General features: G+C 66.9%; 8 protein-coding genes. 5 read left to right on the forward strand and 3 right to left on the reverse strand.

Features of this window, described 5'->3' with window-relative positions:
* Positions 1 to 320: 320 nt before the first annotated feature.
* The 5 genes from AC3WL7_RS01730 (at position 321) to AC3WL7_RS01750 (ending at position 8,599) form a co-directional block, all read left to right on the forward strand.
* Positions 321 to 1,706 carry an NAD-dependent succinate-semialdehyde dehydrogenase gene (locus AC3WL7_RS01730; protein ID WP_492749108.1) on the forward strand — a complete coding sequence of 462 codons (1,386 nt, stop codon included), beginning with the start codon at positions 321 to 323 and terminating at the stop codon, positions 1,704 to 1,706.
* A gap of 63 nt (positions 1,707 to 1,769) precedes the next feature.
* Positions 1,770 to 3,410: an acetolactate synthase large subunit gene (locus tag AC3WL7_RS01735; RefSeq protein WP_492749109.1), complete on the forward strand. Its 1,641-nt coding sequence runs from the start codon at positions 1,770 to 1,772 to the stop codon at positions 3,408 to 3,410.
* A 162-nt stretch (positions 3,411 to 3,572) separates the two neighbouring features.
* Entirely contained in the window at positions 3,573 to 5,084 is a 1,512-nt protein-coding gene (gene lysS / locus AC3WL7_RS01740; protein ID WP_492749110.1) for a lysine--tRNA ligase, read from the forward strand.
* A gap of 201 nt (positions 5,085 to 5,285) precedes the next feature.
* Positions 5,286 to 6,431 carry a cyclic di-GMP phosphodiesterase response regulator RpfG gene (rpfG, locus tag AC3WL7_RS01745; protein WP_492749111.1) on the forward strand — a complete coding sequence of 382 codons (1,146 nt, stop codon included), beginning with the start codon at positions 5,286 to 5,288 and terminating at the stop codon, positions 6,429 to 6,431.
* Positions 6,428 to 8,599, forward strand: a complete 2,172-nt coding sequence (locus AC3WL7_RS01750) for a response regulator (RefSeq protein WP_492749112.1) — start codon at positions 6,428 to 6,430, stop codon at positions 8,597 to 8,599. Before rpfG ends, AC3WL7_RS01750 begins: the two co-directional genes overlap by 4 nt.
* A 178-nt stretch (positions 8,600 to 8,777) precedes the next feature.
* On the opposite strand, the gene AC3WL7_RS01755 is transcribed toward AC3WL7_RS01750, so the two are convergent.
* The 3 genes from AC3WL7_RS01755 to betA all read right to left on the reverse strand — a co-directional run bounded on the left by AC3WL7_RS01755 (position 8,778) and on the right by betA (position 13,360).
* Positions 8,778 to 9,650, reverse strand: a complete 873-nt coding sequence (locus AC3WL7_RS01755) for a crotonase/enoyl-CoA hydratase family protein (protein ID WP_079221765.1) — start codon at positions 9,648 to 9,650, stop codon at positions 8,778 to 8,780.
* A 160-nt stretch (positions 9,651 to 9,810) separates the two neighbouring features.
* Entirely contained in the window at positions 9,811 to 11,487 is a 1,677-nt protein-coding gene (locus tag AC3WL7_RS01760; RefSeq protein ID WP_492749113.1) for a long-chain fatty acid--CoA ligase, read from the reverse strand.
* Positions 11,488 to 11,677: 190 nt separating this feature from the next.
* Positions 11,678 to 13,360: a choline dehydrogenase gene (betA, locus tag AC3WL7_RS01765; RefSeq protein ID WP_492749114.1), complete on the reverse strand. Its 1,683-nt coding sequence runs from the start codon at positions 13,358 to 13,360 to the stop codon at positions 11,678 to 11,680.
* Between the last annotated feature and the right edge of the window lie 21 nt (positions 13,361 to 13,381).

The following is a 13,381-nucleotide window of genomic DNA, read 5'->3' on the forward strand; positions in this document are numbered from 1 at the left end:
GGGAAACTGTCGAAGGCGGGGTGGGTCCGGTTGAGGGGGTGTGAGCGCCATGGATGGCGCGACCAAGCCCCCATGGACGGGTTTACAGCGTCCCCCTCAACCGGACCCGCCCCGCCAACCCACGGAATGCACGCATTTGACGTTGACGTTGACGTTGCATTGAGCGGGTGCAGGGCGCAGCCCTGCCATGACCCCCCTCCCTATACAGGTAACTGCAGGTCACAGGATAAGCAGACGCCTTGTTGCTGCCATCGAACAGGTCCACATTCCTGTGCAGGAGGCGGGCTGCCCGCCCGTTCTCGAGACAACAGGAGACCTGCATGTCCACTGCCCCCACCACCGCCATCTCCCGCGATCCGGCCACCGGCCAGCAGATCGCCAGCCATCCCTTCGCCACCGCCGCCGAACTTGAAACCCTCCTGCAGCGTGGCCAGGCAGGCTTTGCCGCCTGGAGCACCCACCCGCTGGAGGCGCGCGCTGCCGTGCTGCGCGCGATGGCGGCCGTCCTGCGCCGCGACCGCGAGCCGCTGGCCGCACTGGCCACCGCCGAAATGGGCAAGGTCCACGCCGAATCGCTGGCCGAAATCGAAAAATGCGCGCTGCTGTGCGACTGGTACGCCGAAAACGGTGCGCAGTTCCTGCGCGACGAACCCACCCAGGTGGCCAACGACAAGGCCTACGTGTCCTACCTGCCGCTGGGTGTGGTGCTGGGCATCATGCCGTGGAACTTCCCGTACTGGCAGGTGATGCGGGCGGCCGTGCCGATCCTGATGGGCGGCAACGGCTTCCTGCTGAAGCCCGCCGAGAACATCGTCGGCACGGCGCAGCTGCTCGATGCCGCCTGGCGCGAGGCTGGGCTGCCGGACGGCACCTTCATTGCGGCCAACATCAGCCGCGAAGGCACCAGTGCGGCCATCGCCGATGACCGCATCGCCGCGGTCACCCTCACCGGCAGCGTGGCCGCGGGCCGCAGCATTGCCGCCCAGGCCGGGCAGGCGCTGAAGAAGGTGGTGCTGGAACTGGGCGGCTCTGATCCGTTCATCGTGCTGGCAGACGCCGATCTCGATGCTGCCGTCGACGCGGCCGTCGCTTCGCGCTTCCAGAACACCGGGCAGGTCTGCATTGCCGGCAAGCGCATCATCGTCGAAGCGGCGGTGTACGACCGTTTCGTGGCGCAGTTCTGCCAGAAGGTGCAGGCCCTGACGATTGGTGATGGCCGCGAAGCCGGTAACCGCATCGGCCCGATGGCCCGGCAAGACCTGCTGGAACAGCTGGATGCGCAGGTGCGTGCGTCGGTCGATGCCGGTGCGCAGCTGCTGGTCGGCGGTCACCAGCTGGACCGCCCGGGCAGCTTCTACGCGCCGACCGTGCTGGCCGGCGTGGAGCCGGGCATGCAGGCCTTCGATACCGAGACGTTCGGGCCGGTTGCCTCCATCACCCGCGCACGTGACGCCGACCACGCGGTGGAGCTGGCCAACCAGAGCGAGTTCGGCTTGAGCGGCAACCTGTGGACCGGCAACCGTGAACGGGCCATGCAGCTGGCGCGCCGCCTGCAGACCGGCGGCGTGTTCGTCAACGGTTTCTCGGCCTCTGACCCGCGCGTACCAATCGGTGGCGTGAAGAAGAGCGGCTTCGGCCGCGAGCTCTCGCACTTCGGCATCCGCGAATTCGTCAACGCGCAGACGGTCTGGTTCGACAAGCGTTGACGCGCGGCTTCCATCCTTCCTGCAACGATCCACCATCAGTCCAGCGAAAAGGACGGCATTCCAATGTCAAAGGGTTCAGATCTGCTTGTCGCCGCACTTGAGAACGAAGGCGTCGAGCGCATTTTCGGTATTCCCGGCGAAGAAAACCTCGACGTGGTCGAGTCGCTGCGCCATTCCAGCATCGAGCTGGTCATCACCCGCCACGAGCAGGCGGCGGTGTTCATGGCGGCCACGTACGGCCGCCTGACCGGCAAGCCGGGCGTGTGCCTGGCCACCCTCGGCCCCGGCGCGCTCAACTTCACCACTGGCGCGGCCTATGCGCTGCTGGGGGCGTGGCCGGTCATCATGATCACCGGCCAGAAGGGCATCGTCGCCAGCAAGCAGGCGCGTTTCCAGATCGTGGACATCGTCAGCACGATGAAGCCGCTGACCAAGCTGGCCCGGCAGATCGTCTCGGCCCGGACCATTCCGACCATCGTCCGCGAGGCCTTCCGCGTGGCCCAGGAGGAGCGCCCCGGCCCGGTGCTGCTGGAGCTGCCCGAGGACATCGCCGCCACCGAAGTCGAGGGTGTGGCGCTGATTCCCACCCATGCGGTGGACCGGCCGATTGCCAGTCCGGAAGCGCTGGACCGCGCGGCGGAGATCATCCGTACCGCAAAGCGGCCGCTGCTGATGATCGCTTCGGCGGCGTCGCGGCCGCAGCCCAGCGAGGCGCTGTCGGCCTTCGTGCAGCGCGCCGGCATTCCGTTCTTCACCACGCAGATGGGCAAGGGCGCGGTGGCCGGTGGCTCGGGCCTGTACATGGGCACCGCAGCGCTGACCGAGCGCGACTACGTGCACATGGCCATCGACCAGGCCGACGTGATCGTGACCATCGGCCACGAAGTGACCGAGAAGCCGCCGTTCGTGATGCGCCCGGGCGGCCCGACGGTCATCCATATCGGTTATTCGCAGGCGGCGGTGGAGCAGGTGTATTTCCCGCAGGTGGAAGTGATCGGCGACATCGGCCGTTCGCTGACCCAGCTCGGCGACCGCATCGAAGGTGCCGTGGCCAACGCCGATGCGCTGCTGCCGCTGCGCGCGACCATCCTGGAGCACCTCGCTGATCGTGCCGAGGAGGACGGGTTCACCCCGCAGCGGCTGGTGCATGACGTGCGCCAGGTGATGCCGCCGGACGGCATCGTGGCGCTGGACAACGGCATGTACAAGATCTGGTTTGCGCGCAATTACCGCACCCAGGTGGCCAATACGCTGCTGCTGGACAACGCCCTGGCGACGATGGGGGCGGGCCTGCCGTCGGCGATCATGGCCTCGATCCTGTATCCGCAGCGGCGGGTGCTGGCGGTCTGCGGCGATGGCGGCTTCATGATGAACAGCCAGGAGCTGGAGACGGCGCGCCGGCTGGGCCTGAACCTGGTGGTGCTGATCCTCAACGACGGCGCCTACGGCATGATCCGCTGGAAGCAGGCGGTGGATGGCTTCACCGACTATGGCATGACCTTCAGCAACCCGGATTTCGTGAAATACGCCGAGGCCTACGGCTGCAAGGGCCATGAGGTGACGGCCATCGAGCAGTTCATCCCGACCCTGGAAGCGGCCTTCAACGAGGGTGGGGTGCACCTGGTGTCGGTGCCGGTGGACTACTCGGAGAACCAGCGGGTGCTGGTGGAAGAACTGCGGCAGGCGTTCCCCGGGAACGCCTGAGGTAGCGCCGGGCCACGCCCGGCGGATTCTGGGCGACTGAACGCCGGGCATGGCCCGGCGCTACCGGCTGCGGCGGGGCCGGGGCAGGGCGGTTTTGGTATGCTGGGCAACCGGCTGTGCCGGGCGCAACCTCCCCCCTCACTACACGATTCCCGCAGATCCATGAGCGAAGCTACCGATACCCCCCCCGTCGACGAAAACAAGTTGATCGCCGAGCGCCGTGAGAAACTCAAATCGCTGCGTGGGCAGGGCATCGCGTACCCGAACGACTTCCGTCGCGAGGACTTCGCCGGGCAGCTGCAGGCCGAATTCGCCGATGCCGACACCTGGACCGCCGAGGCCCTGGAAGGCAACGGCCGCCAGGTAAAGATGGCCGGCCGCCTGATGGCCAAGCGCATCATGGGCAAGGCCAGCTTCGCGCAGATCCAGGACGAGTCCGGCCGCATCCAGCTGTTCCTGCAGGGCGGCACGCTGGGCGATGCCTACACCGCCTTCAAGGGCTGGGACGTGGGCGACATCATCGCCGTCGAAGGCGCCCTGACCCGCACCAAGACCGGCGAACTGTCGATCAAGGCCGAATCGATCCGCCTGCTGACCAAGTCGCTGCGCCCGTTGCCGGATAAGTGGCACGGCCTGGCCGACGTCGAGCAGCGCTACCGCCAGCGTTACGTCGACCTGATCGTGACCCCGGAATCGCGCGCGGTCTTCATCAAGCGCTCCAAGATCATCCGCGCCATGCGCGCGTGGCTGGACAACCGCGACTTCCTGGAAGTCGAGACGCCGATGATGCATTACATCCCCGGCGGCGCAGCGGCCAAGCCGTTTACCACCCACCACAACGCGCTGGACCTGGACCTGTACCTGCGCGTGGCGCCGGAGCTGTACCTCAAGCGCCTGACCGTGGGCGGCCTGGAGCGGGTGTACGAGATCAACCGCAACTTCCGCAACGAAGGCGTCAGCACCCGCCACAACCCGGAGTTCACCATGATGGAGCTGTACGAGGCCTACGCCACGTACAACGAGATCATGGACCTGACCGAAGGCGTGATCCGTGACGTGGCCACCACCGTCAACGGCGGCACCGAAGTGGAATGGGGCGGGGCGAAGATCGACCTGGGCCCGGCCTTCCGCCGCTGGCGCATGGACGAGGCGGTGCGCCACCACAATCCGGAAATCTCGGCGGCCGACTGCACCGACCGCGAGGCGCTGCTGCGCCATTGCGAGCGCCTGAAGATCCGCGTCAAGCCGTCCTACGGCTGGGGCAAGCTGCTGCTGGAAATCTTCGAAGCGACCGTCGAACACACCCTGATCCAGCCGACCTTCATCACCGATCATCCGGTGGAAGTCTCGCCGCTGGCCCGTGCCAACGACAACGATCCGGGCTACACCGACCGCTTCGAGCTGTTCGTCAACGGCAAGGAGCTGGCCAACGGCTTCTCCGAGCTGAACGATCCGGAAGACCAGGCGCAGCGCTTCCAGGCCCAGGTGGCCGCGAAGGAAGGTGGCGACGACGAGGCCATGCACTACGACGCCGATTACATCCGTGCGCTGGAGTACGGTATGGCCCCGACCGGTGGACTGGGCATCGGCGTGGATCGCCTGGTGATGCTGCTGACCGGCAGCAGCTCGATCCGCGACGTGCTCCTGTTCCCGTACATGCGCCCCGAGCAGTAAGACGCAGTACCGCTCCCGACTGTGCGCGCCGTTCCGGATCCGGACGGCGCCATTGACGCGATGCTTACTCGGCGTATGGTTGTTGCATGGCCTTGACACCCACTGTGGCTTGATGGGGTTGGGGAGGGGCGATGTGGAGAACCCACTTCACATTGTGACGACGATCATGAACCGGGGACGCTCGTGACGGGAGTCGTGCCTATGCAGGGTGCCAGTGTGCACAGCGGCGGGGTATCCTCGCTGGCTGATCTTCCAGCGTGGTCGAGAAGGCAGGCAGAGAACGCCTTGAACATCGTCATCGTCGATGACCAGACGTCCGCACGGACGATGCTGCGCCATGTCATTGAAGACATCGCGCCCGAATTGAGCGTGCACGACTTTGGGGATCCACTCACCGCACTTGCCTGGTGCGAGTCGTACCCGGTTGACCTGCTGCTGCTGGACTACCGCATGCCGGAGATGGACGGGCTGGAATTCGCCCGCCGCTTCCGCCGGCTGCCCAAGCACCGCGATATTCCCGTGATCCTGATCACCGTGGTCGGCGACGAGCCGATCCGGCAGGCCGCGCTGGAAGCGGGCGTCATCGATTTCCTGGTCAAGCCGATCCGCCCGCGCGAGCTGCGGGCGCGCTGCTACAACCTGTTGCAGCTGCGCCAGCAGGCCGAGAACGTGAAGCAACGCGCGCTGTCGCTGGAACAGCGGCTGCTGGCCAGCATGCACGAGGTGGAGGAGCGCGAACGCGAGACCCTCTCGCGGCTGGCACGCGCCATCGAGTTCCGTGATGCCGGCACCAGTGCCTACCTCGAGCGCATGGCGCGCGTGGCCGGGCTGATCGCCGAGCAGCTGGGGCTGCCCGAGGAAGAGGTCAAGCTGATCGAGATGGCGGCGCCCCTGCACGACATGGGCAAGATCGCCATTCCCGATGCGGTGCTGCTCAAGCACGGCAAGCTCAACGACGAGGAGCTGGCGATCATGCGCCGGCATCCGCGCATCGGCCATGAGCTGCTCAGCGGCAGCCAGAACCGCTTCATCCAGGTCGGCGCGTTGATCGCGCTGCGCCACCATGAGCGCTATGACGGCAGCGGCTACCCCGATGGCCTGGTCGGCGACGCGATCCCGCTGGAAGCGCGCATCGTCGCGGTCGCCGATGTGTTCGATGCCCTGATCTCGCCGCGCCCCTACAAGGAAGCGTGGACGTTCGAGGCAACCCTTGCGTACCTGTACGCCCAGCGCGGGCGCCTGTTCGACCCGCGCTGCGTGGATGCGCTGCTGCGTGGCCGCGAAGCGCTGGAACAGATCTGCGCCGAGCATTCCACCGCGTCGGCGCGGCCGGGGATGGGCGCGTGACATCCCTGCTGTCGCGGGCCCGCCTGCGGTTGTCCCAGCGCCACGACAGCGAGCATGGGCAGCAGATCGTCCGTATCGTCCTGATCAGCCTGATCCTGGCCTATGTGCTGCTGCCGGCACCGCGCCACGATCTGCCGCACGACCAGTACGTGGGCGTGCTGGCCATCGTGCTGACCGGACTGTCGCTGTCGCTGCTGCTGTTCGGCTGGCTGCTGTGGAAGCCCGGGCGTTCGGACCCGCGCCGCGTGCTGGGCATGCTGGCCGACTACGGGCTGATCGCCGCGGGCATGATCCAGATGGGCGAGCCGCTGTCGTGGGTCTACATCGTGGTGATGTGGGTGACCGTCGGCAATGGCATGCGCTTTGGCAACAACTACCTCTACGTCGCCGTGGCGATGGCGATGGTCAGCTTCGGCAGCACCGTGCTGCTGACCCCGTACTGGGAACAGAACCTGCGCCTGGCCATCGGCCTCTGGCTGGGGCTGGCCGCAGTGCCGCTGTACTTCTCGACCCTGCTCAAGCAGCTGACCAAGGCCATGGCCGAGGCGCGCCGCGCCAGTGAAGCCAAGAGCCGCTTCCTGGCCAACATGAGCCACGAGTTCCGCACCCCGCTCAACGGCCTGAGTGGGATGACCGAGGTGTTGGCCACCACCCGCCTGGACGATGAGCAGCGCGAGTGCCTGAACACCATCCAGGCCTCGTCCCGCAGCCTGCTGGCGCTGGTCGAGGAGGTGCTGGACATCTCCGCCATCGAGGCCGGCAAGCTGCGCGTGGTGGCCGAGGATTTCGTGCTGGCCGACGTGGTCCAGGCGATCGGCCTGATCCTGCTGCCACAGGCCAAGGCCAAGCATCTCGATTACCGGGTGAAGGTGGCTGCGAACGTTCCGGCCACGCTGCGGGGCGACGTCGGTCACCTGCGGCAGATCCTGCTCAACCTGGCCGGCAACGCGGTGAAGTTCACCGACCACGGCAAGGTGGAAGTGCGCGTGGGCCTCGTCCACGCCGACACCCAGGGTTCGGTGCGCCTGCGCTTCGACATCATCGATACCGGCATTGGCGTCCCGGTGGCGATGCGCCCGCGTCTGTTCGAAGCGTTCGAGCAGGCCGACGTCAGCATGGCCCGTCGCCACGAAGGCACCGGCCTGGGCACGACCATCGCCAAGGGCCTGGTCGAGGCCATGGACGGCGAGATCGGCTACCTCGACAACCCGCCGCAGGGCAGCCACTTCTGGGTTGAACTGCCCTTCGCGGCGCCGCAGCCGGTGGTGGCCGGTGCGGTGCCGAGCGTGGCCGCCGGCGAAGACGTGGGCCCGGGTGGCAACGTGATCGCCTTCGCCGACCCCTTCCTGCGCCATCGGGCCCGCGTGCGCAGCATGCAGATCCTGGTGGCGGACGACCACGAGGCCAATCGCATGGTGCTGCAGCGCCTGCTGCAGAAGGCCGGGCACAAGGTGATCTGCGTGGATGGGGGCGAGGCGGTGCTGGATGCGCTGGCCGAGAGCGAATTCGACGCGGCCATCGTCGACCTGCACATGCCAGGCATGAGTGGGCTGGACATGCTGAAGGAGCTGCGGGTGATGCAGTCCGGTGGCGGCCCGCGCACGCCGGTGCTGGTGCTCAGTGCCGACGTCACCCCGGAGGCGATCCAGCGCTGCACGCAGGCCGGCGCGCACGCGTTCCTGGCCAAGCCGGTCGTGGCCGTGCGCCTGCTGGACACCCTGGCGGAGATCGCCAACAACGCCCAGCTGAAGGCCTCGGCGCCGCCGATCGTGCGTACCGCCACCAACCTTGATGGCGTGCTCGACACCGGCGTGCTGGACGAGCTGGCTTCACTGGGCATGGGCGATGGGTTCGAGCGGGAGTTCATCCGCCAGTGCCTGGAAGATGCCGACAACTGCCTGCGCAAGGCCGAAGGCGAGGGCGAGGCCGGTCGCTGGGATGCCTTCCGCGAGCAGTCCCACGCGATCAAGGGCGTGGCCGGCAACCTGGGCCTGGTGCGCGCCGCCAACCGCGCCGGCGAACTGATGCGGATGGCCGATTGGCAGCTCAAGGCCGAGTGGCGCGCGCGCCTGGCCGTACTGCAGGGCGCGATCAAGGAAGGGCGTCACGCGTTGGACGCGCGCGCCGAGCGCAGGGCCCGCGGTGCCGCCGACGACATGGAGCGGTAGAGTCGAGCGTGCTCGACTGCCTTCGTTCCATGTAGTGCCGGGCCATGCTCGGCTGCATTCCGCGCGGTCCGCGACGCAAGGCATCCACGCACGGCGTGGATCTACTGCCTTGGTCGCGCGAGCGCGAAAAAAAGCCCGGTGGCCAGCCGGGCTTGAACCCAGAGGGGGAGGACAGCAATCAGGCCGCGTCGAGGCCGGCGCGACGGGTCTGCGCCTTCACCAGGCGATCCATCGTGCGCAGCGAACGGTCACCCAGGGCCAGCGCGGAGTCGACCCACACCTTGGTGATTTCCAGCAGTTCGTCGTAGCTGACCGCCTGCGCCAGGTTGCGCGCCGCGTTCATGGCCAGGTACGACTGCGGCAGGCGCTGCTGCTGGCGGATCATGTCTTCGACGGCGGCGCGGCCTTCGCCCTTCTTCACCAGCACGTCGACCACGCCCAGTGCATGCATTTCCTCGGCGCTGTAGACGCGGCCATCGAGGATGATCTTCTCGGCCAGCTGCGGCGACACCCGGCGGCACAGGAAGGAATAGGCGCCCATGCCCGGGAACAGGCCGAACAGCACTTCCGGCAGGCCCATGCCGCAGCCTTCCTCGGCCACGATGGTGTGGCAGGCCAGGGCCATTTCCAGGCCGCCGCCCAGCGCATCGCCCTGGATGAGCGCGATCGAGCGCACGTCACCGCCGAAGCCGGTGTGCAGGTGATGTACACCTTCCACGCAGCGCTGGGCGTAGGTCAGCAGCAGGTCGCGGTTGCCTTCGCGGATGAGCCGGGTGAACAGGTCCAGATCGCCACCCAGGTTGTACGCGGCGGCATCGGAGGCCAGCACGAAGTGGCGCAGCTGCCCGCTGTGGCGCTGCGCCGGGCCGCGGGTGATGGCGCTCATGTAGCTCCACATTTCGTCCAGCATGTCCTTGCGGCAGCACGGGCGGATGCCCGTCGCAGCATCGGCATGCATGAACAGCCAGTGGGCGGTGTCGTTGTTGCGGTCGTCCGTACGGATGGTGGCGTAGGGCGAACCACTGGTCGGCAGCTTTTCGATGGTGCTCATTGAAGTGTCCTCGGCATGCGGCCCGTAGAGAGAAGTGGTGGCCGGCGGGCCGAACGGTCCACACACGCGGCGATGCTACACCGGGCACGTGGCCACGCATGCGAAAAGGCCCGGGTCGTTGCCGACCCGGGCCTGAAAGCATTCAACCTGGAGCAGACCCTTACGGGGCGGGCGTATCGCGCAGTTCGCGGCGCAGGATCTTGCCCACGTTGGTCTTCGGCAGTTCCTTGCGGAATTCCACGATCCGGGGGTGCTTGTAGCCGGTGAGATTGGCCCGTGCGTGTTCCTTGACCATTTCGGCGGTCAGGTTCGGGTCCTTCTTCACGATGACCACCTTCACGACTTCACCGGACTTCTCGTCCGGTACACCGACGGCGGCCACTTCCAGCACGCCCGGCATCATCGCGATGACGTCCTCGACTTCGTTCGGGTACACGTTGAAGCCGGACACCAGGATCATGTCCTTCTTGCGGTCGACGATGTAGAAGAAGCCCTGTTCGTCCATCCTCGCCATGTCGCCGGTGTGCAGCCACTGGTCGGCATCGATGGCGGTGGCGGTCTCGTCGGGGCGTTGCCAGTAGCCCTTCATCACCTGCGGGCCGCGGATGCACAGCTCGCCCACCTCGCCCATGGCCAGGACATTGCCGTTGTCGTCCTTGATGCAGGCATCGGTGGACGGGATCGGCAGGCCGATGGCGCCGTTGTATTCCTTCAGGTCCAGCGGGTTGATGCAGGCTGCCGGCGAGGTCTCGGTCAGGCCGTAGGCCTCGACCAGGGTCACCCCGGTCACCTTCTTCCAGCGCTCGGCCACCGCGCGCTGCACGGCCATGCCGCCGCCCAGGGTCACCTTCAGCGAAGAGAAGTCGACGGTGTCGAAGCCCGGGGTGTTGAGCAGGCCGTTGAACAGGGTGTTGACGCCGGTGATGGCGGTGAAGCGCACCGACTTGAGCTCCTTGACGAAGCCCTTCATGTCGCGCGGGTTGGTGATGAGGTGGTTGCAGCCGCCGAACTTCATGAAGACCAGGCCGTTGGCCGTCAACGCGAAGATGTGGTACAGCGGCAGAGCAGTGATGATCCACTCCTTGCCAGGCTCGATGCCCGATGCGCCGATCCAGGCCGAGGCCTGCTGCATGTTGGCGATCAGGTTGCGGTTGGTCAGCATCGCACCCTTGGCGACGCCGGTGGTGCCGCCGGTGTACTGCAGGAACGCGACGTCGTCGTGGTCGATCTCGACCTTGGGCAGGGTGTGGCGGCTGCCGAGCTTGAGTGCCTGGCGGAAGCGGACCGCGCCCTTCAGATGGTAGTTGGGCACCATCTTCTTGACGTACTTGAGCACGAAATTGACGATCGTGCCCTTGAGGCCGAGCAGGTCGCCCAGGCCGGTGGTGATGACGTGCTTGACCGGGGTGTCGGCGATGACCTGCTGGACGGTGTCACCGAAGTTGTCCACCACCACCAGCGCGCTGACGCCGGCATCGACCAGCTGGTGCTTCAGCTCGCGCGCGGTGTACAGCGGGTTGACGTTGACCACGGTCAGGCCGGCGCGCAGCACGCCGAAGGTGGCGATGGGGTATTGCAGGCAGTTGGGCATCATCAGGGCGACGCGGTCGCCCTTCTTGAGCTTGAGCTCACCCAGCAGGTAGGCGGCGAACTGCTCGACCCGGGCGTCGGTTTCGCCGTAGGTGAGGACCTTGCCGAAACTGGAGTAGGCGGGACGGTCGCGGAATTTCGCGACGGAAGCGTCGAAGACCGAAGCTACCGAATGGAACTCGTTGATGTCGATTTCGGCGGGAACGCCTTTCGGATAGCTCTGCAGCCAGGGACGATCCAGACTCATATTCCCCCTCCAGGAATCGTTTTTGATGGGTGCGGCGCGGACAGTATCCGCCAGAACCGCTCGCAGCAGCATACCGTTCCGTAGGGAAAACGCGAAGGGGGCGTCTGTGTCCGGTAGTGCCGGCCCCTGGCCGGCACTGAAGGAGCCGGCCAGCGGCCGGCACTACCCGAAGGATTGAGAGGCGTATGCGTCAGCTGCGGCTGCGCGCCGGGGCGCCGTTGGCCTTGTAATAGGGCGCGGTGCTGCGGGCCAGCGGGCTGCGGCCACGGATCACGTCGGCCAGCTTCTCGGCGATCATGATGGTCGGCGCGTTGAGGTTGCCGGTCACCACCTGCGGCATGATCGAGGCATCGACGATGCGCAGGCCTTCCAGGCCGTGCACGCGGCCCTGGCCGTCGACCACCGCCATCGGGTCATCGGCGTGGCCCATCTTGTTGGTGCACGAGGGGTGGTAGGCCGTCTCGGCGTGCTCGCGGACGAAACCGTCGATCTGTGCGTCGGTCTGCAGCTCGCGGCCCGGCGAAATCTCGCGACCGCTGTACGGCGCCAGCGCCGGCTGCGCGAAGATCTCGCGGGTGATGCGGATGGCCGCGCGGAACTCGCGCCAGTCCTGCTCGTGCGACATGTAGTTGAACAGGATGCTGGGGTGCACGCGCGGATCCTTGGATACCACCTGCACGCGGCCGCGGCTGGGCGAGCGCATCGAGCCGACGTGCATCTGGAAGCTGTGCGCCTTGATCGGGTTGGAGCCGTTGTAATTGATCGCCACCGGCAGGAAGTGGTACTGCAGGTTCGGCCAGTCGAAGGCCTCGTCGCTGCGGATGAAGCCACCGGCCTCGAACTGGTTGCTGGCGCCGATGCCGGTGCCCATGAACAGCCATTCGGCACCGATGGCGGGCTGGTTGTGCAGCTTCAGCGCCGGGGCCAGCGATACCGGCTTTTTGCACTCGTACTGCAGGTACATCTCCAGGTGATCCTGCAGGTTGGCGCCGACGCCCGGCAGGTGGTGCACCAGGTCGATGTCCAGGCTGCGCAGCAGTTCGGCCGGGCCGACGCCGGAGCGCTGCAGGATCTGCGGCGAGGCGATGGCGCCACCGCACAGCAGCACTTCGCGGCGTGCAGTGGCACGCTGCGGTTGGTCGTTGTGCAGCCACTGCACGCCGACCGCGCGCTTGCCCGAGAACAGGATGCGATCGGTGAGGGCGTGGGTGACGATGGTCAGGTTCGGACGCGGCTTGGCCAGGTCCAGGTAGCCACGGGCGGTGCTGGAGCGGCGGCCCTGCGGGGTCACCGTGCGGTCCATCGGGCCGAAGCCTTCCTGCTGGTAGCCGTTGAGGTCGTCGGTGCGCGGGTAGCCGGCCTGCACGCCGGCTTCGACCATGGCGGCAAACAGTTCGTTGTTGCCGGCCTTGGGCGTGGTCACCCGCAGCGGGCCATCGCCGCCGTGGTAATCGTTGGCGCCGACGTCGCGGGTCTCGGCCTTGCGGAAGTAGGGCAGGCAGTCCAGGTAGGTCCAGTCTTCCAGGCCGGGCATGCTGGCCCAGTGGTCATAGTCCATCGCGTTGCCGCGGATGTAGCACATGCCGTTGATGAGCGATGAGCCGCCCAGGCCCTTGCCGCGGCCGCAATCCATGCGGCGGTTGTTCATGAAGGGCTCCGGGTCGGTCTTGTACGCCCAGTTGTAGCGCTTGCCCTGCAGCGGGTAGGCCAGTGCGGCCGGCATCTGGGTGCGGAAGTCGAGGCGGTAATCCGGGCCGCCGGCTTCCAGCAGCAGCACGCTGACATCGGCATCCTCGGTGAGGCGGGTGGCCAGCACGTTGCCGGCCGAACCAGCGCCGATGATGATGTAGTCGTACTCGGTGTGGGTGCTCATGGGGTTCTCCTGCTGGCCGGG

The sequence above is a fragment of the Stenotrophomonas sp. FW305-3-2-15-E-LB1 genome, from assembly GCF_058787375.1.